Raw genomic sequence first — 24,168 nt, 5'->3', positions numbered from 1 at the left:
GCTAGAAGACGGGCACGCCGTCCCGGGTCAGCCGCCAGTCCACCGACGCGAACCGCGCCGGGTCGACCGTGCCCTTGGCCTGCACCCACTGAATGATCGTGTTGCGGATCTCGTCCGAGTTCGCCCACAGCTGCTCGGCCCCGGCGACGTGCGGGAAGGCGCCGCCGCCGCTGGCGCGGTAGTTGTTGACGGCGAGGACGAAGCGCGCGGCCGGGTCGAGCGGCGCGCCCTCGAAGGACAGGTTCACGATCCGCTGCCCGACCGGCTTGGCGATGTCGATGTCGTACGTCAGGCCGGAGACGGCGTCGTAGTTGTAGTCCGGGGTGTTGTCCGCGTTGGTGAGCCTCGCGGTGTCGACGGGGGCGCCCGCCGGGGTCTGGACGTAGTACTTCGCCGAGTACTCCAGGTACTCCTTCAGCTGGGCGCCCGTCATCAGACGGGCCTCCAGGGTGTTCTCGAAGGGGTAGAGGCCGGCGGCGTCCTTGATGGTGATCTCGCCGGCCGGGATGCGGGCCGTGCGGGAGAAGCATGAGGCCTGCGAGAGCACCGGCAGGGCGGCGTGCGCGCCGCCGGCCAGGGCCGCCTTCACGGTCTCGGCCTGGACGACGTTGATCAGGTCGATGATCGGCTCGTCCTTCCACGGCGCGTCGGCCGTGGTCATGGCGGCGGTGGAGGTGCCGATGACCGTGTTGACGTAGGCCACGACCTTCTTGTGCTCGTCGGCGAGGAGGCCGGTGATCTCCGGGTCCTCCTCGACGGTGTTGGAGTTGAGGACCCGGGCGGCGACCTTCTCCACCGTCCAGCGGCCCTTCTCCCACACGAGGTCGAAGTCGAAGAGGGTGAGGCGCTGGCCCCACTTCAGCGGCTCGGAGAGGACGACCTCCTTGCCGGTCTCCTTGTTGGCGATCCGGTACTCGGGGATCTCGGTGTGGGCGTGGCCGACCAGGATCGCGTCGATGCCGGGGACCTGCTCGGCGACGAGCCCGGCCGCGTTCTCGACGTGGGGGAGCTGGTCGCCGTACGAGGAGGTGCCGCTGGAGCCGGAGTGCGCGGAGACGACCACGACGTCGGCGCCCATCGAGCGCAGCTTCGGCACCCACTTCGCGGCCTGCTCCTCCAGGCCGGGGAAGACCATCCTGCCGCTGACGTTGGCCTTGTCCCAGATGGCGATGCCGGGGTTGGTCAGGCCGAGCACCGCGACCCTGACGTCCTTGCCGTGCGGGGTGCGCAGCCGGTGGAAGCTGTACGGCGGGAAGGCCGGGCGCAGCGTCTTCGCGTCGAGCGCGTTGGCGCCGAGCAGCGGGAAGTCGCACTGCTCCTCGAACTTCCGCAGCACCGGGATGCCGTAGTTGAACTCGTGGTTGCCGAGCGCGGCGGCGTCGTAGCCGATGGCGTTCATGGCCTGGGCCATCGGGTGGACCGGGCCGCCGGCCTGCGTGATGGGGTCGATCTTGGCGTAGTAGTACGAGAGCTGGGTGCCCTGGATGGTGTCGCCGGCGTCGATGAGGAGCGTGTTGCCGCGGCCCTTGGCGGCGCGGACCTGGTTCACCAGGGTGGAGATCTTGGCGAGGCCGACGTCGTTGTGGGCCTTGTCGTCGAACTCCTTGTCCGTGAAGTAGTCCCAGTTGAGGACGTTGCCGTGCAGGTCGGTGGTGCCCATGACGGTGAAGGAGTACCGCTTGGCCGGCTTGGGGCGGGGCGCGTGGGCCTCGGCGGGAGCGGCGACCCCGGCGGTGAGGGCGGCCCCGGCTCCGATGGCTGCGGAGCTCTCCAGGAAGGTCCGGCGGTTCAGCGGCATGTGTGTCTCTCCTTGTTCCGTGACGCTGTTTCGGGTGCACAACGCGCGTAGATTCTGGCTCAGACCTTTCCTCGGCAACAGTCCTTTCGGGTTACGGAGTGGGAAAGTGTTCGCATGCCACCGATCCCCGGTCCCGAGGAGGACGCCGTGACGCACGCCCACCCCACCCCCCAGGCCCCGCAGGTGACGGTCCGCGGCGAGGGCCGCCTGGAGGTCGAGCCGGAGCTGGCCCGGATCGGCCTGTCGGTGTCCGCCCGGGGGACCGACAGGACCGCCGTGCTCGCGGACCTCACCCGCCGCAACGCCGAGGTCCTCGACCTGGTCAGGGCGCGCGGGGCGGCGGTGGAGAAGCTGGAGACGGGCAGCTTCTCGATCGCCCCGGAGCGGTCGAAGCAGGGGAGGGGCGAGCGGGTGCGGGCCTATCGGGGGCGGGTGCGGATCGGAGTCGAGCTGACCGACTTCACCGTCCTCGGCGAGCTGGTGCCCGAACTCGCCGACCGGGACCAGACGGAGGTGGACGGACCGTGGTGGGAGCTGCGCCCGGACTCGGAGGCGTACGCGCAGGCGCGCCGGCTCGCGGTGGCGGAGGCGGTGCGCAGGGCGCGGGCCTACGCCGAGGCGCTGGGCACCTCGCTGGGCTCACTCCTCGAACTGTCGGACGCAGGGCTGCCGGAGCCGGGCCCGTCGAGGAGGGACCTCTTCGCGACGGCGAGGGTCGCGTACGCGTCGGAGGAGGCGGGCGCCGCGCCCTCGCTCGACCTCGAACCGCAGCGGCGGACGGTGACCGCCGAGGTCGTCGCGCGCTTCACGATGCTGCCGCCCGCACTCTGAGACGAGGGGCCCGGAGGCGCGGAAAACGCTCATCGGAGCACTCCGGCGCACAGATTCAAGACTTGTCAACAGCGTTTCACGGAAAGGTTGTTGAGTAGTCATGCGGGACCCACCGGCTACTGATGGGTAAGGCCCTAGGCTCGCCTCATGCGCCGAGCGAAAATCGTTTGTACCCTTGGGCCCGCCACCGAAACATACGACCAGATCAAGGCGTTGATCGAGGCCGGAATGGACGTGGCCCGACTCAACCTCAGCCACGGCACCTACGCCGAGCACGAGGAGCGTTACCGGAGGGTCCGCAAGGCGGCCGACGAGACCGGCCGCAGCGTCGGGGTCCTCGCCGACCTTCAAGGCCCGAAGATCCGGCTCGGCCGCTTCCGCGAGGGTCCGGTACTCCTTGAACGCGGCGACGCGTTCACCATCACCGTCGAGCCCGCCGAGGGCGACCGCCACCGCTGCGGCACCACCTACTCCGGCCTCGCCGGGGACGTCACCGCCGGCGAGCGGATCCTCGTCGACGACGGCCGGGTCACCCTGGAGGTCACCTCCGTCGACGGGCCCCTGGTGCACACCCGGGTCGTCGAGGGCGGCATGGTCTCCGACCACAAGGGGCTCAACCTGCCGGGCGTCGCCGTCTCGGTCCCCGCACTCTCCGAGAAGGACGTCGAGGACCTCCGCTGGGCGCTGCGCACCGGTGCCGACGTCATCGCCCTCTCCTTCGTCCGCTCCGCCCGGGACATCGAGGACGTCCACCGGATCATGGACGAGGAGGGCCGCCGCCTCCCGGTCATCGCCAAGATCGAGAAGCCGCAGGCGGTCGAGAACATCGAGGAGATCGTCGCCGCCTTCGACGGCATCATGGTCGCCCGCGGCGACCTCGGCGTCGAGATGCCGCTGGAGCAGGTGCCGATCGTCCAGAAGCGCGCGGTCAAGCTCGCCAAGCGGAACGCCAAGCCGGTCATCGTCGCCACCCAGATGCTCGACTCGATGATCGACAACTCCCGGCCCACCCGCGCCGAGGCCTCCGACGTGGCCAACGCCGTCATCGACGGCACCGACGCCGTGATGCTCTCCGGCGAGACCAGCGTGGGCCGCCACCCGATCGAGACCGTCCGCACCATGAGCCGGATCGTCGAGGCCGCCGAGGAGGACGTCCTCGCCAAGGGCCTGCCGCCGCTGACCGAGCGGAACAAGCCGCGCACCCAGGGCGGCGCGGTGGCCCGCGCCGCCGCCGAGATGGGCGACTTCCTCGGCGCGAAGTTCCTGGTCGCCTTCACCCAGTCCGGCGACACCGTGCGGCGGCTCTCCCGCTACCGCTCGCCGATCCCGCTGCTCGCCTTCACGCCGGACCCGGCGACCCGCTCGCAGCTCAACCTCACCTGGGGCGTCGAGACCTTCCTCGGCCCGCACGTGGACTCCACGGACGCCATGGTCGCGCAGGTCGACGAGGAACTGCTCCGCATCGGGCGCTGCGCGAAGGGCGACGTCGTCGTGATCACGGCCGGCTCCCCGCCCGGCGTCTCGGGCTCGACCAACCTGGTCCGCGTCCACCACATCGGAGACCCGCTCTCCTAGCCCACGGGCACCGCGCACGCGACGGTATACCGAAAAGAACCCCGCCACCAGGGTCTGGTGGCGGGGTTCTCGCGTGTCCGGACGGAAAGGGATACCGAAGGGAACTGGTGGATCCGGAACCCTTGACGAGGACTCTCGGCGAAAACTACGTTCTGTCGGGCGGAAAACAAATTCCACTTCATGGAAAGCTCCAAACCCGCCCCCTACCTCCACCGGCCGCCCGGACCCCCTGCCGGGAGCCGCTTCCCCCGAAGCGCGCCCACGGGTCCCGCGACGGCCCCCGAGCACACGCGAGGGCCCCTGATGACTGCCCTGGACTCCACCCGGCCGCCCGGGACCGCACCCGCCGGGACCGAACCGGCCGACGGAACCGCCGACTCCGTCCTCTACACCTACGACCTGGCCCCCACCAAGCGGGAAGGGCGGCGCTGGGGCGCGTACAACGTCTTCACCCTCTGGGCCAACGACGTCCACAGCCTCGGGAACTACGCCTTCGCCATCGGCCTCTTCGCCCTCGGCCTCAACGTCTGGGGCATCCTGGCGGCCTTCCTCCTCGCCTCCGTCCTGCTCTTCCTGCTGCTCACCCTCTCGGGCTTCATGGGCCACAAGACCGGCGTCCCCTTCCCGGTCATGAGCCGCATCGCCTTCGGCATCCGGGGCGCGAAGATCCCCGCCGCCGTCCGCGGCATCGTCGCCATCGCCTGGTTCGGCATCCAGACCTACCTGGCCTCCACCGTCCTCGGCGCCCTGCTCATCGCGATGTTCCCCGGCCTGGACTCCCTGGACGAAGGCTCCTTCCTCGGCCAGTCCGCCCTCGGCTGGATCACCTTCCTCGCCCTCTGGGCCGTCCAGCTCGCCATCGTCAGCTACGGCATGCAGATGATCCGGCGCTACATGGCCTTCGCCGCGCCGACCACCCTGATCACCATGTGCGCCCTCGCCGTCTGGATGTTCGTCCGCGCCGGCGGCTCGATCTCCTTCTCGATCGACGCCCCGCTCTCCGGCGGCGAGATGTGGCTCCAGATCCTCCAGGCCGCCGCCCTGTGGGTGGTCATCTACGGCACCTTCGTCCTGAACTTCTGCGACTTCACCCGCTCCGCCCGCAGCCGCGCCGCGATCGTCCGCGGCAACGTCATCGGCATCCCGGTGAACATGCTCTTCTTCGCCGTGATCGTGGTCGGCCTCAGCGGCGCCCAGTTCAAGCTCGACGGCCGGATCATCACCAGCCCCACGGACATCGTCCGCACCATCCCGAACACGGCCCTCCTGGCCATCGCCTCGCTGGCCCTCATCGCCCTCACGGTCGCGGTCAACCTGCTGGCCAACTTCGTGGCGCCGATCTACGCCCTCATCGACCTCTTCCCGCGCAAGCTGGATTTCCGCAGGGCCGGCGTGGTGAGCGCGCTCGCCGGCCTGGTCATCCTGCCCTGGAACCTCTACAACAGCCCGGTCGTCGTCAACTACTTCCTCGGCGGACTCGGCGCCCTCCTCGGCCCGCTGTTCGGCGTGATCATGGCCGACTACTGGCTGCTGCGGAAGGCCAGGGTCAACGTCCCCGACCTCTACAGCGAGGACCCGGCCGGCGAGTACCACTACAGCCGCGGCTTCAACCCCCGCGCCGTCGCCGCCTTCGTCCCCAGCGCCGCGATCGCCGTCGCCGTCGCCCTGCTGCCGCTCTTCCACGCCGTCGCCGGATTCTCCTGGTTCGTCGGCGCCCTCCTCGGCGCCGCCGTGTACGCGGCGATCGCGGACCGCACCGCCCCGATGCGGGACGTGGACGGCGAGGCCATCGCCGTCGCCGCCGAGTGAACCAGCCCCCCCTCCTGACCGACCGAAAGCCCTCCCATGCGCATCCTCGTCGTCAACGTCAACACCACGCAGTCGATCACCGACGCCATCGGCCGCCAGGCGACGGCCGCCGCCTCGCCCGGCACCGAGATCGTCCCCCTCACCCCCGCCTTCGGCGCCGAGTCCGTCGAGGGCAACTACGAGAGCTACCTCGCCGCCGTCGCCGTCATGGAAGCCGTCCGCTCCCACCCGGAACCCTTCGACGCCGTCATCCAGGCCGGCTACGGCGAACACGGCCGCGAGGGCCTTCAGGAACTCCTCGACGTCCCCGTCGTCGACATCACCGAAGCCGCCGCGAGCACCGCCATGTACCTCGGCCGCAGCTACTCCGTCGTCACCACCCTCGACCGCACGGTCCCCCTGATCGAGGAACGGCTGCACGTCGCCGGCCTCAGTGCCCGCTGCGCCTCCGTCCGCGCCAGCGGACTGCCGGTCCTCGCCCTGGAGGAGGACGAGGAGACCACCGTCGAGGCCATCGTCGAACAGGCCGTCCGCGCCGTCGAGGACGACCGCGCCGAGGTCATCTGCCTCGGCTGCGGCGGCATGGCCGGCCTCGCCGAGCGCGTCGTCGCCCGCACCGGCGTCCCGGTCGTGGACGGCGTCAGCGCCGCCGTCACGATCGCCGAGTCCCTCGTCCGCCTCGGCCTCACCACCTCGAAGATCCGCACCTACGCGCCGCCGAGGCCGAAGAAGATCGCCAACTGGCCTCCGGTGGCGGTGAGCTGACGCGGCGGCACCTTGAGGCCCGGGCCCGACGGGCCCGGGCCTCGACCGGTTTATCAGTGCTTGGGGCCCACGTGGGCGTCCATGAGCGCGACGGAGGCCTTGCGGGCGACGGAGATGTCGTAGGGCCGCCCGGCGCGGGTGCAGTGCGTCCACTCGACGCCGAGCCCGTCGAGGGTGTCGGTGCAGAGGAGACGGATGTCGTCCGAGATGTTGGTGAAGAGATACCGGGGGTACTCGTACCGCTTCCGCCCGCCGCCGATGAGCCCCGGCCACCCGTCGCCGCAGAAGATCGACAAGTGGTGCTGCCTCGGCTTCGAGACGATGTGCCCGTCGCCGAGGTAAAGGCCGGGCAGGTACGCGTATGCGTGGTGGTCGAACTCGCGGGGGAGGCAGCGCGGGCAGTCGTTCGGTCGTACGTGCGCCTCGCCGCGTGCCTTGTGGTCCTCGTGGAGACACCAACCGACGGTTCCCCGCGGCACGTTGAGCCTCTCGGCGACGTACTGATCGGCCGCGCCCTCGCGGAGCAGGCCGATCGCTTCGGCCCGGAGGGAGGGGCTGTGCTGGTCCAGGCTCGCAGCGTGGCCGGATTTCCTAGGACGCGCGGCAATCGGAAGCGTGCCCACCTGAACGAGGGAGGGTCACCACCAGGACTGCGGCCTTTGAATTGAAGGTAAAGTACCCCGGGTGGGATTCGAACCCACGCTGGATGGTGTTTGAGACCATTGCCTCTAACCTCTGGGCTACCGGGGCTTCCTTCGAAACGAAGGTCGGTGGTTACCCGCCGTGCCCCCACCTTACAGGAGGTAGGTAGGCTCATGGGCAGCAGTAGTTGCCCCGCAACGAGGAGCCCCCGTGACCGCCCCCGAGTCGCCCCAGCCCGCCGACGACGCCGAATCGTCGCACGTCCCGCCGCTGACGACCCGCGTCGTCATCGCCGAGGACGAGGCCCTGATCCGCCTCGATCTCAAGGAGATGCTGGAGGAGGAGGGCTACACGGTCGTCGGTGAGGCGGGCGACGGCGAGGCCGCCGTCGAGCTGGCCCGCGAGCACCGCCCCGACCTCGTCATCCTCGACGTGAAGATGCCCAAGCTCGACGGCATCTCCGCCGCAGAGAAGATCGCCGGCGAGTCCATCGCCCCGGTCCTCATGCTCACCGCCTTCTCCCAGCGCGACCTCGTCGAGCGCGCCCGCGACGCCGGCGCCATGGCCTACCTGGTCAAGCCCTTCAGCAAGAGCGACGTCGTGCCGGCCATCGAGATGGCCGTCTCCCGCTTCGCCGAGCTGCGCGCCCTGGAGCAGGAGGTCGCCGACCTCAGCCAGCGCCTGGAGACCCGCAAGCTGGTCGACCGCGCCAAGTCGGTCCTCCAGACCCAGTACGGCCTCTCCGAGCCGGCCGCCTTCCGCTGGATCCAGAAGACCTCCATGGACCGCCGCATGTCCATGCAGCAGGTCGCCGAGGCCGTCATCGAGGACGCCGAGGAGAAGAAGGCCGCGAAGGGGCAGTAGGCCCCGGCCCCGGCCCGTACACGGCGGAAGGCCCGCCCCGCGCGATGCGGGGCGGGCCTTCTCGTTGCCGTACGGGCTCAGTCCTCGCCGAGGTACGCCTTGCGGACCGACTCGTCGTGCAGGAGGTCGCGGCCCGTGCCCGAGAGCACGATCTTGCCGATCTCCATCACGTGACCGTGGTCCGCCAGCGCGAGCGCGGCCTGGGCGTTCTGCTCGACGAGCAGGATCGTGGTGCCCTGGGCCTTCAGCTCGGCGATGGTCGCCATGATCTTCTGCATCATGATCGGCGAGAGGCCCATGGAGGGCTCGTCGAGCATCAGCAGCTTGGGCTGGGACATCAGCGCCCGGCCCATGGCGAGCATCTGCTGCTCACCGCCGGAGAGGGTGCCGGCCGCCTGCTTGCGACGCTCGCCCAGGATCGGGAAGAGGTCGTAGGCGCGCTGCACGTCCTTGGCGATGCCGGCCGTGTCCTTCCGGAGGAAGGCGCCGAGGAGGAGGTTCTCCTCGATGGTCATGCGCGGGAAGATGTGCCGGCCCTCGGGGGAGTGGGCCAGACCCAGCGAGACGATCTTGTGCGCGGGGATCTTGCGGAGGGACTTGCCCTCGAACCTGATCTGCCCGCCGACCGGCTTGAGGAGCCCGGAGAGGGTCCGCAGGGTGGTGGTCTTGCCGGCGCCGTTGGTGCCGATGAGGGTGACGACCTCGCCCGCCTCCACGGAGAAGGAGATGCCCTTGACGGCCTCGATCTTTCCGTAGGCGACGCGCAGGTCCTCGACTTCGAGCAGTGCGGTCATGCGTCGTTCTCCTTGCCCGGAGCGGCGTCCTTCGCGGCGTCCGCCGCGTCCGCCGGGGTGTCGTCCTCGGCCGGGGTCTCCTCCGCCGGGGCCTCGTCGTCCGCGTCGGGAGCGTCCGCGTCGGAAGCGTCCTCGGTGGTCTCGGCCTCGGGGGCCTCGGCCTCCGGGGCCGTCGCCTCGGCGGCCTCCGCCTTCGGGGTCTCGTCGATCGGCTCGCCGAGGTACGCGGCGATGACCCGCTCGTCGCTCTGGACGGTCTGGCTGTCGCCCTCGATCAGCTTCTGGCCCTGCACGAGCACGGCGACCCGGTCGCACAGGTTGAAGATGAAGCGCATGTCGTGCTCGATGACGAGCACGGCGATGCCCATGTCCCGGATGGCGAAGATGAGTTCCTCGGCGGCCCGGGTCTCCTGCGGGTTCATGCCGGCGGTCGGCTCGTCCAGCAGGATCAGGCCCGGGTCGCTGGCGAGCGCGCGGGCGATCTCCAGCTTGCGCTGCTCGCCGTAGGGCAGGTTCTTGGAGAGGTGCTGGGCCTTCTCCGCGAGCCCGACGAACTCCAGCAGCTCCATCGCCCGCTTCTCGGAGGCCGCCTCGGCCCGCTTGAAGCCCGGGCCGCGCAGCAGGGCGGACCAGAGGCCCTCCTTGGTGCGGGTGTGCCGGCCGACGAGCACGTTCTCCAGGACCGTCATGTTGTTGAAGAGACGGATGTTCTGGAAGGTACGGGCGATGCCGGCCGCGGTGACCTTGAAGGACTTCGGCGGCAGGACCTGGCCCTTGTAGCGGACCTCGCCCTCGGTGGGCACGTACAGACCGGTCAGGCAGTTGAAGAAGGTCGTCTTGCCGGCGCCGTTCGGGCCGATCAGACCGACGATCTCGCCGCTGTTGACGGTGAGGTTCACGTCGCGCACGGCGGTCAGGCCGCCGAAGCGCATGGTGACCCCGCGCGCGTCCAGCACGGTCTCGCGGGCGGCCGGCTCCGCGGTGGCGTCGGCCTTGGTGGTGGTCGTCGTCATGGTTCAGGCACCTGCCTTGGCGGGCGTCGCGGCGGTCGCCGGCTGCTCGTCGTGCTCGTGGAACTCCAGCTGACGGCGCTTGTCGGCGACGATGCCCTCCGGACGGAAGCGCATGATCAGCACGAGCGCGACACCGAAGGCGAAGAGCTGGTACTCGCCCATGAACTGGAGCTTGTTCGGGATGAGGAAGAGCAGGGCCGCGCCGACCAGCGGACCGCTCATCGTGCCCATGCCGCCGAGGACGACGGCCGCGAGCAGGAAGGCGGAGTTGGGCGGGATCGGACCGGCGAAGAGGTACTGCTCCGGGGTCACCGTGTAGGTGACGTGGGCCTGCACCGTACCGGCCAGACCGGCCAGACCGGCACCGAGCGCGAAGGCGATCAGCTTCACGCGGAAGCCGTTGATGCCCATCGCGAGCGCGGCGGTCTCGTCTTCGCGGATCGCCACCCAGGCGCGGCCGATGCGGGAGTCGCCGGAGCGCCGGAAGACCAGCACGACGACCGCCGTGATCAGCAGCATCAGGAAGAAGTAGTTGGCGAAGCGGCCGATGGTGAAGCCGGCGATGGTGTGCGCCTGCCCGAAGTCGAACCCGAAGAGGTTCAGGTTCGGGATGGACGCGATGCCGTTGGAGCCGTTGGTGATGTCCGGGCCCGAGGTGCCGTCCGTGTTCATCACCGTGATGCGGAAGATCTCACCGAAGCCGAGCGTCACGATGGCGAGGTAGTCGCCGCGCAGCCGCAGGGTCGGCGCGCCGATCAGGACGCCGAAGACCACGGAGGCCGCGGCGCCGACGAGGATCGCCGCCCAGAAGGGGAAGTGCACGCCGAACGGCGAGGTCGGGGCGCCCGAGACGAGGGCCGCCGCGTAGGCGCCGACGCCGAGGAAGGCGACGTAGCCGAGGTCGAGCAGACCGGCCAGGCCGACGACGATGTTCAGGCCCAGGGCGACCGTGGCGAAGATCAGGATGTAGACGCCGAGCGTCGCGTACTGGTCGTCGGTCTGGGTGAAGGGGAACAGCGCCGCGGCGATGAACGCGCCCGCGATCGTCAGGTTCTGGTGCTTCGCGGTGAGCTGCGTGACCTGCTTGAGCAGGCCCGAGGCGCTGATCGCGGCGAAGCCGAGGCCGGCCGTGATCAGGAAGCCGAGGAACAGCTCGTCGTACTCGGTGCCGATGCCGTAGGTGAAGACGCTCAGGGCCAGGCCGAGGACGACCGCGATGATCAGGATCTCGACGGCGGCCGGCAGCGGGGGGAGCTTCCGCGCCGGACGCGGGGCGGCGAAGGCGGCCTTGAAGGAGGCCCAGCCGTTGCCGGCCCGGTGCTTGAACTGGTCCCAGCCGGTGTCCTCCGGGTCGACCGGCAGTACGGTCGGACGCGTGAAGGGCAGGTCCAGGGCGGCCAGCAGGGTGACCAGGGTGGCCACCGCGAGGACGAAGCCGCCGGGCTCCAGGTTGACCAGCCCGCCGAGTTCGACGCTGATCGCGATGACGGTGAACCAGGCGGTGCCGAAGGAGGCCAGCGCGCCGAACTTGACCGCGCCGTCGGCGCCGGCCGGCGTCAGCCAGCCGAGGCCCTTGACGCCGTACGAGGAGAGGGCGAAGAGGGCGGTCAGGGCACCGAGCAGCAGGACCTGGAGCTGGAGTCCGGCCGGGTAGCCGTAGACGGTGAGGTCGCCGGGGAAGTCGGAGTCCCAGGTCCAGGCGAGGAAACAGCTCGCGACCGTCAGGACGGAGCCGCCGAGGGCGACGGCGCGGGCGACGCGCTCCGGCAGGACGCCGATCAGGCCGCGGCCGGCGGTCTTCACGGTCTCGTCGGTGGCGGGTGCCTGGGGGTTCTCGGAGATGGTGGTCATGGTGCTCACGCCCTGTCCGCGACGCGCTCGCCGAGCAGACCCTGGGGCCTGACGAGGAGGACGACGATGAGGAGTACGAAGGCCCAGACGTTCGCCCAGGACTGGCCGCCGAGCTGCTCCATGCCGGGGACCTGGTCGACGTAGGCGGTCGCCATCGTCTCGGCGATGCCGAGGACGAGGCCGCCGATCATGGCGCCGTAGATGTTGCCGATGCCGCCGAGGACGGCGGCGGTGAACGCCTTGAGTCCGAGGAGGAAGCCCATCTCGTACTCGACGACGCCGTACTTGAGGCCGTACGCGACGGCGCCGACAGCGGCGAAGACGGCGCCGAGGGCGAACGCGACCGTGATGATGCGGTCGGTGTTGATGCCCATGAGCTTCGCGGTGTCCGGGTCCTGCGCCGTGGCCTGCATGCCGCGCCCGATGCGGGTGCGCATGACGAAGAAGCCGAGGAAGCCCATGCAGAGCGGGGCCGCGATGGCGAGGAAGACGTCACCGGTCTGGATGGTGACCGGGCCGAGCTCGATCGGGCCGCCGGGGATCTGCGGGAAGGTGCGCGCCGACTTCGCCTCCGGGTACCAGACCCAGACGGCGTACTGGAGGGCGAGCGAGAGGCCGATGGCCGTGATGAGCGGGGCGAGGCGCGGGCCGCCGCGGAGCGGGCGGTAGGCGAATCGTTCCGCTCCGACGGCTATGGTCGTCGCGACGATCACGGCACCGATGATCATGAGGGGCAGGGCCACCCACATGCTGGTGCCGCCGGGCAGGATGAGCCAGACCGTCAGGGCCCCGAAGCCGCCGGTCATGAAGATCTCGCCGTGGGCGAAGTTGATGAGCTGGACGATGCCGTAGACCATCGTGTAGCCGACGGCGACCAGCCCGTACATGGATCCCAGTAGCAGGCCGTTGACCAGCTGCTGCGGCAGTTCGTTCACCGCATTGTCCTCCGAGACTTTCGACGGATATGACACCGCGCGGGGTGCCTGGTGTGTGCGGCCCCCCGCGCGGTGAAAGGGTGGTGCTGAGTTGGGGTGGAGCTGTGGATCAGCTGCCGGAGTGCTCGGTCACTCGCCGAAGGTGCCGGACTTGACCGGGGCGAAGGCGCCGCCCTTGACCTGGTAGACGGTGAGCTGCTTGTTGGTGGTGTCACCGAACTCGTCGAAGGCGACCGAACCGGTCACGCCCTCGAAGGAGACGCCCTGCAGGGCCTCGACGACCTTGGCGCGGGCGTCGTCGGGCAGCTTGCCGCCGTTGCCGTCGACGACCTTCTTGACGGCCTCGATGATCGACCAGGTCGAGTCGTAGGAGTAGCCGCCGTAGGCCTCGAAGGCCTCCTTGTAGTTCTCGGCCTTGTAGTTGGCCAGGAACTCCTTGGCGGAGGCGAGGGACTCGATCGGGGCGCCGACGGAGGTGGCGATGTCGCCCTCGGCCGCGGCGGCACCCGCCAGCTTGACGTACTCGGGGCTGAAGAGCGCGTCACCGCCGACGACGGTGACCTTGGCGCCGGCCTCCTTGATCTGCTTGGCCAGCGGGCCGGCGGCCGGGTACTCGCCGCCGTAGTAGACGACGTCCGCGCCGGAGTTCTTGACCTGGGTGGCGACCGCGGAGAAGTCCTTGGTGTCCGGGTCGATGTGCTGGGTGCCGACGGTCTTGCCGCCGAGCTTCTCCCACTCGCCCTTGAAGGTGCCCGCGAGGCCGGCGCCGTAGGTCTTCTTGTCGTCGATGATGAACGCCTTGGTCTTCTTGGCGTCGTTGAAGACGTACTGGGCCGCGAAGGGGCCCTGGATCGCGTCCGTGGTCGCGGTGCGGAAGTACGACTTGTAGCCGCGCTTCTTGTCGCCGGTGGCCCAGTTCGGGCCCTGGGACAGCGAGGGGTTGGTGTTGGCCGGGGAGACCTGGACCAGCTTCGCGTCGTCGAAGACCTTCTGCATGGACTCGGCGACGCCGGAGTTCAGCGGGCCGACCACGCCGAGGACGGTCTTGTCGGCGACCAGCTTGGTGGCGTTCTGCTGGCCGGCGGACGGCTGGGCCTGGTCGTCCAGGGTCTCCAGCTTGAAGGTCACGCCCTTGACGTACTGCTTCTTGTTGGCCGTCTTGACCGCGAGGTCGGCGGAGTTCTTGATGCCGAGGCCGAGGGCCGAGAGCTCACCGGTGAGGGGGGCGTCCAGACCGATGGTGACGGTGACGCCGCCGCCCTCGCCCGAGCTGTCACCGCCCTTGTCGTCGCGCGAACCGCAGGCGGTGAGAGTGAGTGCTCCCGCGGTGACCGCGGTGGTGAGTATGAGCAACGAACGGTTTCGCACGAAGGGTCCTTTCCCTGGCGCGGCCCCCTCTGCCGAGGCGGTGCCGTGGAGCTGCGGAGCAAGAGGTGCCGTTGGTGAATGCCGGGCCGTACTGAGTGCTGATACGAGGCCGTGCAGTAGGTCGCGCCGAGTGGCGCGGTGACTGGCGGTGACTCTAAGCGCAGGTGGGGAGGGTCGGGGAGCGCCGGGGGAAGGATGTGACTGTCTTGTTATGCCGACGGCTTGAGCGGGGCTGAGAGGTCCGGGTAAATCCGGTCATAGCGCCCTGTAACACGGTGTTCACATAGTGAGAACGCGCAGTTCCGCTAAGGGGCTTGAGGGAATCTTGGTACTGACGGGGAACTTCGGCGGCTCTCCGGATATCGGACGGGGCGCCCGAACTGAGCGGACGGATGTCAAGCCTCGGCCCCGGGGCCGCGCCCCCCGGCGGTCATTACGGAGCGTGACGGAAAGCGGTCCGCCGGGACCCGTGCGGACGGCCTTCCGGGCGGCTGGAATCCACCACTTTCGAACGTACCTCCGAGGCCCGCGAGTTGGGAGGGGCTGGCGTGAAAGCGACATGCGGGAGCGGCAGTTGGGGCGCGGACGGTGACCGAGGGCGCGGTCGCCGGCGTGGCGACGCGTCCGGATCCGGGGCCGGACGCGCCGGAGGGGGCGGTGCGCCCCTGCGCACCGCCCCCTCCGGGAAGGCCGGTCGAACTCGCCCCGGGTCAGGAGCCGTCGGCCCCCTCCGCCTTCGGCGCCCCCACCGCGGCGAGGGGGCCGACCTCCCGCAGCATGCAGGTCAGCCGCGCCGAGCAGACCCGGCGCCCCTCCTCGTCGCTGATGACGATCTCGTACGTCGCCGTGGACCGGCCCCGGTGCACCGGGGTCGCCACGCCGGTCACCAGACCGCTGCGCGCGCCCCGGTGGTGGGTGCAGTTCAGGTCCACGCCCACGGCGATCTTCGACGAGCCGCCGTGCAGCATCGAGCCCACCGAGCCCAGGGTCTCCGCCAGCACCGCCGAGGCGCCGCCGTGCAGCAGCCCGTACGGCTGGGTGTTGCCCTCCACCGGCATGGTGCCGACGACCCGCTCGGCCGACGCCTCCAGGATCTGGACGCCCATCCGGTTCCCCAGGTGTCCCGCCGAGAAGAGCGCCGGCAGATCCACGCCGAGCGCGGCGTACTCGTCGATGACCTCCTGCGGGAACTTCACGTGCTGCTGCTCACCCATGGCCCGGCTCCGTTCGTCTTCGTACGGCTGATCGTCCCGCCGCCCCGCTCGCTGAGCAAGCGCTCAGTCGGACGGCTGCGGCGATTCTTCCAGACGCACGACCACGGACTTGCTCGCGGGGGTGTTGCTGACGTCGGCCGTCGACTCCAGCGGGACCAGCACGTTCGTCTCCGGGTAGTAGGCCGCCGCGCAGCCCCGGGCCGTCGGGTAGTGCACCACCCGGAAACCGGGCGCCCGCCGCTCGCTGCCGTCCGTCCACTCGCTCACCAGGTCCGCGTAGGCCCCGTCGGCGAGCCCGAGCCGCGCCGCGTCCTCCGGGTGCACCATGACCACACGGCGGCCTCCCCGGATGCCCCGGTAGCGGTCGTCCAGGCCGTAGATCGTGGTGTTGTACTGGTCGTGCGAGCGGAGCGTCTGGAGGAGCAGCCGCCCCTCCGGCACCCGCGGGTACTCCACCGGCGCCGCCGTGAAGTTGGCCTTGCCCGTCTTCGTCGGGAAGCGGCGCTCGTCCCGCGGCGCGTGCGGCAGCGCGAAGCCGGCCGGGTCCGCCGCCAGCCGCGCGTTGAAGTCCTCGAAGCCGGGCACCACGCGGGCGATCCGGTCCCGCACCGCCGCGTAGTCCGCCTCGAAGGCCTCCCACGGCGTGGCCGACCGCTCGCCCAGCACCGCCCGCGCCATCCGGGCCACGATCGCCGGCTCGGACAGCAGGTGCGGACTGGCCGGCGGCAGGTTGCCCCGGGAGGCGTGCACCTGGCCCATCGAGTCCTCGACCGTGACGAACTGCCGCCCGCTCCTCTGCACGTCCCTGTCCGTGCGGCCCAGCGTCGGCAGGATCAGCGCCCGCCGGCCCGTCACCGCGTGCGAGCGGTTCAGCTTCGTCGACACGTGCACGGTCAGCCGGGCCCGGCGCATCGCCGCCTCGGTGACCTCGGTGTCCGGGGTCGCGCCGACGAAGTTGCCGCCCATCGCGAAGAAGACCTTCGCCTCGCCGTCCCGCAGCGCCTGGATGGAGCGCACCACGTCGAAGCCGTGGTGGCGCGGCGAGACGATCCCGAACTCCTTGTCCAGCGCGTCCAGGAAGGCCGGGGCCGGACGCTCGAAGATGCCCATCGTCCGGTCGCCCTGCACGTTCGAATGCCCGCGCACCGGGCAGACGCCCGCGCCCGGACGGCCGATGTTCCCCCGGAGCAGCAGCAGGTTGACCACCTCGCGGATGGTCGGCACGGAGTGCTTGTGCTGGGTCAGGCCCATCGCCCAGCAGACGATCGTCCGCTCCGAGGCCAGCACCATCTCCAGGGCCCGCTCGATCTCCGCCCGGGACAGCCCGGTCGCCGCGAGGGTCTCCTCCCAGTCGGCCTCCCCGGCCGCCGCCCGGAACTCCTCGAAGCCGTGGGTGTGCTCCCGTACGAACTCCTCGTCGACCGCCCCGGGCGCGTCGAGGACCAGCTTGTTGAGCAGCCGGAAGAGGGCCTGGTCGCCGCCGATCCGGATCTGGAGGAAGAGGTCGGTGAGCGCCGTCCCCTTCAGCACGCCCTGCGGGGTCTGCGGGTTCTTGAACCGCTCCAGGCCCGCCTCCGGCAGCGGGTTGACCGAGATGATCCGCGCCCCGGCGGCCTTCGCCTTCTCCAGGGCCGACAGCATCCGCGGATGGTTCGTGCCCGGGTTCTGCCCCGCCACGATGATCAGGTCCGCCCGGTGCAGGTCCTCCAGGGAGACGCTGCCCTTGCCGATGCCGATCGTCTCGGTCAGCGCCGAGCCCGAGGACTCGTGGCACATGTTCGAGCAGTCCGGCAGGTTGTTGGTGCCGAACTCGCGCGCGAAGAGCTGGAGCAGGAAGGCGGCCTCGTTGCTGGTCCGGCCCGAGGTGTAGAAGAGCGCCTCGTCGGGGGAGGAGAGCGCGGTCAGCTCCTCCGCGAGGATCGCGAAGGCCCGCTCCCAGGTCACCGGCTCGTAGTGCGCGGCGCCCTCCGGCAGGTACATCGGCTGCGTGATCCGGCCCTGCTGCCCCAGCCAGTAGCCGCTCCTCTCCGCCAGCTCCGCCACCGGGTGCGCCGCGAAGAACTCCGGAGTGACCCGCCGCAGCGTCGCCTCCTCGGCGACCGCCTTCGCGCCGTTCTCGCAGAACTCCGCCAGGTGCCGCTTGTCGCCCTCGGGCCAGGCGCAGCCGGGGCAGTCGAAGCCGTCCTTCTGGTTGACCTTGAGCAGCGTCCGCGCGGTGCGCGCGGTCCCCATCTGCTCCCGGGCGATGCGGAGCGTGTGCCCGATGGCGGGCAGGCCGGCCGCGGCGTGCTGCGGCGGCGTGACCTGCGGTGCGTCCTGGACCGGGTCACCGGCCGGCGGCTTGCTGACCATCGCGCTCTCCCTTGAGCGATCATCCTGCGGCGTACGTCTCCGATCCTGTCACGCGGCGCCGACAGTCCGGCACCCCGGCCGGTGTGGAGGGGATTGTCGGCGGCCCGTGGCAGGATCGTCCCGTGGCCGAGACAGCATCGAAGAACCCCGCAGACACCCGCCCCCGCCTGCTCCTCATGGACGGGCACTCGCTCGCGTACCGGGCGTTCTACGCACTGCCCGTGGAGAACTTCACCACCGTGACCGGGCAGCCGACGAACGCGATCTACGGCTTCGCGTCGATGCTGGCGAACACCCTGCGCGACGAGGCGCCCACCCACTTCGCCGTCGCCTTCGACGTGTCCCGCAGGACCTGGCGCTCGCAGGAGTTCCCCGAGTACAAGGCGAACCGCTCCAGCACCCCCGACGAGTTCAAGGGCCAGGTCGAGCTGATCGGCGAGCTCCTCGACGCCATGCACGCGCCGCGGTTCGCCGTCGACGGCTTCGAGGCCGACGACATCATCGCCACCCTCGCCACCCAGGCGGAGGCCGCGGGCTTCGAGGTCCTCATCGTCACCGGCGACCGGGACTCCTTCCAGCTGGTCAGCGAGCACACCACCGTGCTCTACCCCACCAAGGGCGTCTCCGAGCTGACCCGCTTCACCCCGGAGAAGGTCCAGGAGAAGTACGGCCTCACCCCCGGCCAGTACCCCGACTTCGCCGCCCTGCGCGGCGACCCGTCGGACAACCTCCCCGGCATCCCGGGCGTCGGCGAGAAGACCGCCGCCAAGTGGATCAACCAGTTCGGCTCCTTCGCCGAGCTGGTCGAGCGCGCCGACGAGGTCAAGGGCAAGGCCGGGCAGAACTTCCGGGACCACCTGGAATCCGTCAAGCTCAACCGCGTCCTCACCGAGATGGTCCGGGACGTCGAGCTGCCGAAGACCGTCGCCGACCTCGCCCGCGAGCCGTACGACCGCAAGGCCGTCGCCCTGCTCCTCGACACCCTGGAGATCCGCAACCCCTCGCTGCGCGAGCGGCTCCTCGCCGTCGACCCCGGCTCCGAGGAGGAGACCGAGCCCGCCCCCGCCCCCGGCGTCGAGCTCGACTTCACCGTCCTCGGCGCCGGCGAGCTCGCCCCCTGGCTGGCCGAGCACGGCACCGGGACCCTCGGCGTCGCCACCGTCGACAGCTGGGGCCTGGGCACCGGCAGCGTCGCCGAGATCGCCCTGGCCGGCGCCGGCGGCGAGGCCGCCTGGTTCGACCCCAGCGAGCTGGACGAGGCCGACGAGCGGGCCTGGGCCGCCTGGATCGCCGACCCGGACCGCCCCAAGGTCCTGCACAACGCCAAGGGCGCGATGCGGGTCTTCCCCGAGCACGGCTGGAGCGTCGCCGGCGTCACCATGGACACCGCGCTCGCCGCCTACCTGGTCAAGCCGGGCCGCCGCTCCTTCGCCCTGGACGCCCTCTCCCTGGAGTACCTCGGCCGCGAGCTGGCGCCCGCCGCCGCCACCGAGGGCCAGCTCGCCTTCGGCGCCGAGGACCACGCCGAGGCCGAGGCCCTGATGACCCAGGCGCGCGCCGTCCTCGACCTGGGGGCCGCCTTCGAGTCCCGGCTCGACGAGGTCGGCGCCCGCGAGCTGCTGTACGACATCGAACTGCCCACCTCCGTTCTCCTCGCCCGCCTGGAGCGGCACGGCATCGCCGCCGACCGCGACCACCTGGAGGCGATGGAGCAGCAGTTCGCCGGCGCGGTGCAGCAGGCCGTCAAGGAGGCCCACGCCTCCGTCGGCCACGAGTTCAACCTCGGCTCGCCCAAGCAGCTCCAGGAGGTCTTCTTCGGCGAGCTGAACCTCCCGAAGACCAAGAAGACGAAGACCGGCTACACCACCGACGCCGACGCGCTCGCCTGGCTGGCCGGCCAGACCGAGCACGAGCTGCCGGTGATCATGCTCCGCCACCGCGAGCAGGCCCGGCTCCGCTCCACCGTCGAGGGCCTGATCAAGACCGTCGCCGCCGACGGCCGGATCCACACCACCTTCAGCCAGACCGTCGCCGCCACCGGCCGCCTCTCCTCCACCGACCCCAACCTGCAGAACGTGCCGGTGCGGACGGACGAGGGCCGCGCCATCCGGCACGGCTTCGTCGTCGGCGAGGGCTTCGAGTCCCTCATGACCGCCGACTACAGCCAGATCGAGCTGCGCGTCATGGCCCACCTCTCCGAGGACGAGGGCCTCATCGAGGCCTTCACCTCCGGCGAGGACCTGCACACCACCGTCGCCTCCCAGGTCTTCGCCGTCGAGCGGTCCGCCGTCGACGCCGAGATGCGCCGCAAGATCAAGGCCATGTCGTACGGCCTCGCCTACGGCCTCTCCGCCTTCGGCCTCGCGCAGCAGCTGAACATCGACCCGGGCGAGGCCCGCGGCCTGATGGACACCTACTTCGAGCGCTTCGGCGGGGTGCGGGACTACCTGCGCCGGGTCGTCGACGAGGCCCGCGCCACCGGCTACACCGAGACCATGCTCGGTCGCCGCCGCTACCTGCCGGACCTCAACAGCGACAACCGCCAGCGCCGCGAGGCCGCCGAGAGGATGGCGCTCAACGCCCCGATCCAGGGCACCGCCGCCGACATCGTCAAGGTCGCCATGCTCAAGGTCGACCGGGCGCTCACCGAGGCCGGGCTCGCCTCCCGGATGCTCCTCCAGGTCCACGACGAAATCGTCCTGGAGATCGCCCCCGGCGAGCGCGAGCGGGTCGAGGCCCTGGTCCGCGAGCAGATGTCCGCCGCCGCCGACCTCCGCGCCCCGCTCGACGTCTCCGTCGGCGTCGGCCCGGACTGGGACTCGGCCGCGCACTGACCCGGTACCCGCCCCCGGTGGCCGCACCCCCCTCGCGGGGTGCGGCCACCGGCACGTGCGCCGGGTGACGCGCTCCGGCGGCGGAAGATCAGCGGACGCCCGGACGGGAGCGCGCCGTACGGCCGCCCGGCTCCCTTCCCTCCCCTTCCGCGGCCGCCCCGGGGCCGGGGTCCGGGACGGGACCGGCAGCAGGACCGGCAGCGGGGGCAGGCGCCGGGGCGGGGCCTGCGGCAGGCGCCGGGGCGGGTCCGGCGGCAGGACCCGTGGCGGGAGCGGCAGCCGGGGCCGGACCGGGCGCCGCCGGCCGCCCCCGCAGCCGGGCGGCCGTCCCGTACAGCAGCAGCCCCGCGACGAGCCCCGCACCCGCCCCGAAACAGGCGGTCGGGACGATGTCGAGCGGACTCTCGATCCGGCCCCAGCCCCAGTACGCCGCCCAGCGCAGCACCCGGTGCGCGACCCCGGCCGCCAGGCACGCCCCGATCAGCGCCAGTGCCGCCCGCCGCTCCCGCCGGCCCGGCACCCGCACCGAGGCGGGCACCGCCGCCCCGGCCGGCACCGACCGCAGCGCCCGGGCCGTGAACCAGCCGAGCAGACCGAGCGCCAGCGCCGAACCGCCGTACTGCGCGTACAGGTAGACCGGGAACCCGCCCACCACCTCCGCCAGGAACGGGACCGCCCGCGTCCCCCAGCGGTCGAGGTGCGTGAAGGCGTCCCAGACGACGTGGGTGGTCGCGCCGAGCACCGCGGAGACGGCGAACCACGCCACGAGGCCGACCGGCCGCCGCTCCCGCCACGGCCGGCCGCGCACCACCCCGTACACCCGGCCCCGCCACCGTGCGGGCAGCAGCCCGACCAGCGGCTCACGCACCGTCAGCCACAGTCCCACCAGGACGGCGGCGACGAGCACGTCGACGGTGACGAGCCCGGCGGGGGAGTGGGTGACGTCCCCGAACTCCATCGCCCCGGGCACCACCGACGCCGCGAAGTAGGTGAGGTCGGGGGAGAAGCTGCCGGCCACGAGGGCCGAGGCGACGAACGGGCCGCGCGCGGTGCCGTCCCGCCGCAGCCCGGGCAGGACGGCGGCGGCGTGACTCAGGGTGAAGGGCACGGAAGGAACCTCCCGGTCGTACGGATGATCGGCCCGAGTGCAAGAGGCGGCGCACCGCCGGGGCGGTTCCCGGGAACCGCCCCGGGTCCGGAGTGCGGACCTCCGTGTCCGGCCGCCGGGAGGCCAAGGGGTGACGAAAGCGTGAAACACGGTCAGGCCGTGGTGTCCTGTGATACGGACATCGCATAGGGTCGCCTGAGGCCACGCGCGGGGAGCGCGCGGCCGCAGTCGAATGGGGAGGGAGCACCGGTATGGCAGCGCAATTCGGCCGCCGTCTGCGCAGGGGAGCCACGAGCGGGGCCATCGTGGCCGCCGCGGTCGCGGCGCTGGCCGCCTCGCAGGGCCCGGGGGCGCTCCCGCCGCCGACCGACAACCTCGGCGGCGACCGGACCATCGGCGCCGGCGAGGCCACCACCGCGCCCGGCGGCGGGGAGGGCGGCTCGGCGACCGGCGACTCGCCGTACTACACCGACCTGCCGCCGCTGAACACGCCGAACGTCCCCGGGGTGGCGCCCACCGCGCCCCAGGTGCCGATCGTCACCGGCCCCGCCGAGGCCGGCATACCCGCGACCGTCCTCGCCGCCTACCGGCGCGCCGAGGCGTCGGTCCGGGCCTCCGACCCCTCCTGCAACCTGCCGTGGCAACTCCTCGCCGGCATAGGCAAGGTCGAGTCCGGGCAGGCCCGCGGCGGCCGCGTCGACGGCAACGGCACCACCCTCTCCCCGATCCTCGGCCCGGCCCTCGACGGCAACGGCTTCGCCCTCATCCAGGACACCGACCGCGGTGCCTTCGACGGCGACACCACCCACGACCGCGCCGTCGGCCCCATGCAGTTCATCCCGTCCACCTGGGCCGTCTGGGGCCAGGACGCCAACGGCGACGGGAAGAAGGACCCCAACAACATCTACGACGCCGCCCAGGCCGCGGGCATGTACCTGTGCGCCGGCGGCCGGAACCTGGCGATCAAGGCCGACCTCGACCGGGCGATCCTCAGCTACAACCGCTCCACGGAGTACCTGAACACCGTCCTCACCTGGTTCGAGTACTACAACCGCGGCGCCCACACCGTCCCGGACGGCACGGGCCGGCTCCCGGTCGACCGCAGCGACCGGCCCGGCCCCGACCGGACCGTGCGCCCGACGCGGCCCACCTCGCCGGCCCCGAGCACCACCCCGACGCCGGACAGGCCGTCGCCGAAGCCCACCGACCCGGCCCCGACCACGCCGTCGAAGCCATCGGAGACGACGAAGCCGCCGACCACCGACCCGACCCGGCCGCCGGCCGCCACGCCCGTCGAGGTCCCGCCGACCCTCAGGGTCGCCCGCCTCAAGGCCGGTACGGCGGTGCTGACCGCGGTCACCGAGAGCACCTTCGCGCAAGCCGCGACCGTCACCGCCGTGGACGCCTCCGGCCGCCCGGTCGCCGGCGTCACCGTCCGCTTCGTGCTCCCCGCCACCACCGACGCCCGCTTCCCCGCCGGCGCCACCACGGTCACCGTCACCTCGGACGCGCGGGGCGTCGCCAAGGCCCCCGCCCTGCGCGCCGGCGTGAAGGCCGAGCCCTTCACCATCCGCGCCACCGTCTCCGGCCGCTCCCTGCCGGCCGCCGAGCTGAAGGCCACCGTCGAGGTCCGCAAGGCCGACGCCCTCGCCCGCGTCGGCGACGCCGCCCTGACCGCCGTGACCGGTGCCGCCTACGCCGACGTCACCGTCGAGGGCCGCCTCGGCGGCGCCCTCGCCCCCGGCGTGACGGTCACCGCGGTCGTCACCGACTCGGAGGGGTCGGACCAGCAGAGCGCCGACGGCCCGTCGTTCGGCAAGGACGCCGCGGGCAACCCCATCCGCACCAAGGTCCTGAAGACCGACGCGAACGGCCGCCTGTCGATCGACGACCTCGTCGCGGGCGAGAAGGCGGGCTCCTACGTCCTGCTGCTCACCGCGCCCGGCGGCGGCACCGCGAAGCTGACGCTCACCGTCACCGCCCCGGCCACCACGCCGCCCGCCTCCCCGGACCCGACCCCCGACCCGGCGCCGACCGCGTCCGAGTCCCCGTCGGCCCCGTCCGGCTCCGCCTCGGCCTCGCCGTCCGCGAGCCCGTCGCCCTCCGCCTGACCCGCACCCCTTCCTCCGCGCCGCCCCCGCCGTCCCTCCCGGGACGCCGGGGGCGGCGCGCGTTTCGGTTCGCCCCACCGCGAGCTGTTCTCATCTCACGGCCGCGTTGCTACGGTGCCCCCGCCCTGACGACCCATCAGATCACCTGCCGGGAGGCCGACATGCGCGCCCTCGTCGCCGCCGCGATCGGACTTGTGCCCGTCCTGCTCTTCGTCCTGCTCGTCTCCCTGGTCGATCTGCCGCCCGACGGACCCACCTCGCCCAGACCCCTGCTCACCGCCGACCCCGGCCCCAAGAAGTAGGG

Annotated in this window: 18 protein-coding genes and 1 tRNA gene; 8 read left to right on the top strand and 11 right to left on the bottom strand. The window is 71.5% G+C overall.

Annotation, left to right across the window (positions count from 1 at the left end; all coding sequences use genetic code 11):
- Position 1: 1 nt before the first annotated feature.
- Positions 2 to 1,798 (bottom strand): 5'-nucleotidase C-terminal domain-containing protein, encoded by a 1,797-nt coding sequence (locus tag ACFW6A_RS00865; RefSeq protein ID WP_351841170.1) that lies wholly within the window; start codon positions 1,796 to 1,798, stop codon positions 2 to 4.
- A 114-nt stretch (positions 1,799 to 1,912) separates the two neighbouring features.
- Between ACFW6A_RS00865 and ACFW6A_RS00860 the strand changes: the two genes are divergently transcribed.
- From ACFW6A_RS00860 to ACFW6A_RS00845, 4 genes are all read left to right on the top strand, one after another.
- Positions 1,913 to 2,629, top strand: coding sequence for an SIMPL domain-containing protein (locus ACFW6A_RS00860; protein WP_351841172.1), 717 nt, complete (start codon positions 1,913 to 1,915; stop codon positions 2,627 to 2,629).
- A gap of 147 nt (positions 2,630 to 2,776) precedes the next feature.
- Positions 2,777 to 4,204 carry a pyruvate kinase gene (gene pyk / locus ACFW6A_RS00855; protein ID WP_351841174.1) on the top strand — a complete coding sequence of 476 codons (1,428 nt, stop codon included), beginning with the start codon at positions 2,777 to 2,779 and terminating at the stop codon, positions 4,202 to 4,204.
- 303 nt (positions 4,205 to 4,507) lie between these two features.
- Positions 4,508 to 6,013 carry an NCS1 family nucleobase:cation symporter-1 gene (locus tag ACFW6A_RS00850; RefSeq protein WP_351841176.1) on the top strand — a complete coding sequence of 502 codons (1,506 nt, stop codon included), beginning with the start codon at positions 4,508 to 4,510 and terminating at the stop codon, positions 6,011 to 6,013.
- A 36-nt stretch (positions 6,014 to 6,049) separates the two neighbouring features.
- A complete protein-coding gene (locus ACFW6A_RS00845) occupies positions 6,050 to 6,778 on the top strand; it encodes an aspartate/glutamate racemase family protein (RefSeq protein WP_351841178.1) in 729 nt (242 codons plus the stop codon).
- A 53-nt stretch (positions 6,779 to 6,831) separates the two neighbouring features.
- On the opposite strand, the gene ACFW6A_RS00840 is transcribed toward ACFW6A_RS00845, so the two are convergent.
- Complete coding sequence (locus ACFW6A_RS00840) at positions 6,832 to 7,347, bottom strand: hypothetical protein (protein WP_351841209.1); 516 nt, start codon at positions 7,345 to 7,347, stop codon at positions 6,832 to 6,834.
- Positions 7,348 to 7,454: 107 nt separating this feature from the next.
- A tRNA-Leu gene (locus ACFW6A_RS00835) sits at positions 7,455 to 7,528 on the bottom strand.
- A 102-nt stretch (positions 7,529 to 7,630) separates the two neighbouring features.
- Here ACFW6A_RS00835 and ACFW6A_RS00830 point away from each other — a divergent pair.
- A complete protein-coding gene (locus ACFW6A_RS00830) occupies positions 7,631 to 8,284 on the top strand; it encodes a response regulator (RefSeq protein ID WP_351841180.1) in 654 nt (217 codons plus the stop codon).
- A gap of 77 nt (positions 8,285 to 8,361) precedes the next feature.
- Here the strand turns inward: ACFW6A_RS00830 and ACFW6A_RS00825 are convergent, their stop codons facing one another.
- The 7 genes from ACFW6A_RS00825 to ACFW6A_RS00795 form a co-directional block, all read right to left on the bottom strand.
- Complete coding sequence (locus ACFW6A_RS00825; protein ID WP_351841182.1) at positions 8,362 to 9,078, bottom strand: ABC transporter ATP-binding protein; 717 nt, start codon at positions 9,076 to 9,078, stop codon at positions 8,362 to 8,364.
- Positions 9,075 to 10,091, bottom strand: a complete 1,017-nt coding sequence (locus tag ACFW6A_RS00820; protein WP_351841184.1) for an ABC transporter ATP-binding protein — start codon at positions 10,089 to 10,091, stop codon at positions 9,075 to 9,077. Before ACFW6A_RS00820 ends, ACFW6A_RS00825 begins: the two co-directional genes overlap by 4 nt.
- Positions 10,092 to 10,094: 3 nt before the next feature.
- Entirely contained in the window at positions 10,095 to 11,951 is a 1,857-nt protein-coding gene (locus tag ACFW6A_RS00815) for a branched-chain amino acid ABC transporter permease (protein WP_386476496.1), read from the bottom strand.
- Positions 11,948 to 12,877, bottom strand: a complete 930-nt coding sequence (locus ACFW6A_RS00810) for a branched-chain amino acid ABC transporter permease (RefSeq protein ID WP_351841188.1) — start codon at positions 12,875 to 12,877, stop codon at positions 11,948 to 11,950. The genes ACFW6A_RS00815 and ACFW6A_RS00810 overlap by 4 nt, the downstream gene beginning before the upstream one ends.
- A 129-nt stretch (positions 12,878 to 13,006) precedes the next feature.
- The gene (locus ACFW6A_RS00805; RefSeq protein ID WP_351841190.1) at positions 13,007 to 14,245 is read right to left on the bottom strand and encodes a branched-chain amino acid ABC transporter substrate-binding protein; all 1,239 of its coding nucleotides are present in this window, start codon (positions 14,243 to 14,245) and stop codon (positions 13,007 to 13,009) included.
- 710 nt (positions 14,246 to 14,955) lie between these two features.
- Positions 14,956 to 15,459 carry a PaaI family thioesterase gene (locus ACFW6A_RS00800; RefSeq protein WP_386476491.1) on the bottom strand — a complete coding sequence of 168 codons (504 nt, stop codon included), beginning with the start codon at positions 15,457 to 15,459 and terminating at the stop codon, positions 14,956 to 14,958.
- 63 nt (positions 15,460 to 15,522) lie between these two features.
- Entirely contained in the window at positions 15,523 to 17,811 is a 2,289-nt protein-coding gene (locus tag ACFW6A_RS00795; RefSeq protein ID WP_351851242.1) for an FdhF/YdeP family oxidoreductase, read from the bottom strand.
- Between the two features lie 122 nt (positions 17,812 to 17,933).
- Here ACFW6A_RS00795 and polA point away from each other — a divergent pair, with 122 nt between their 5' ends.
- Positions 17,934 to 20,645 carry a DNA polymerase I gene (polA, locus tag ACFW6A_RS00790; RefSeq protein WP_386638018.1) on the top strand — a complete coding sequence of 904 codons (2,712 nt, stop codon included), beginning with the start codon at positions 17,934 to 17,936 and terminating at the stop codon, positions 20,643 to 20,645.
- 88 nt (positions 20,646 to 20,733) lie between these two features.
- Here polA and ACFW6A_RS00785 read toward each other — a convergent pair whose 3' ends face one another.
- On the bottom strand, positions 20,734 to 21,753 hold the full coding sequence (locus tag ACFW6A_RS00785) for a DUF4184 family protein (RefSeq protein ID WP_351851244.1): 1,020 nt from the start codon (positions 21,751 to 21,753) through the stop codon (positions 20,734 to 20,736).
- Between the two features lie 251 nt (positions 21,754 to 22,004).
- On the opposite strand from ACFW6A_RS00785, the gene ACFW6A_RS00780 reads away from it, so the two are divergent.
- The gene (locus tag ACFW6A_RS00780; protein WP_351851247.1) at positions 22,005 to 23,864 is read left to right on the top strand and encodes a lytic transglycosylase; all 1,860 of its coding nucleotides are present in this window, start codon (positions 22,005 to 22,007) and stop codon (positions 23,862 to 23,864) included.
- A 161-nt stretch (positions 23,865 to 24,025) separates the two neighbouring features.
- Positions 24,026 to 24,166 carry an SPW_0924 family protein gene (locus tag ACFW6A_RS00775; protein ID WP_107063131.1) on the top strand — a complete coding sequence of 47 codons (141 nt, stop codon included), beginning with the start codon at positions 24,026 to 24,028 and terminating at the stop codon, positions 24,164 to 24,166.
- Positions 24,167 to 24,168: the final 2 nt, after the last annotated feature.

Origin of the sequence: Streptomyces sp. NPDC058758 (genome assembly GCF_042746075.1) — a bacterium.
Lineage (GTDB): Bacteria > Actinomycetota > Actinomycetes > Streptomycetales > Streptomycetaceae > Streptomyces.
This window is presented reverse-complemented; position numbering and strand designations above follow the sequence as displayed.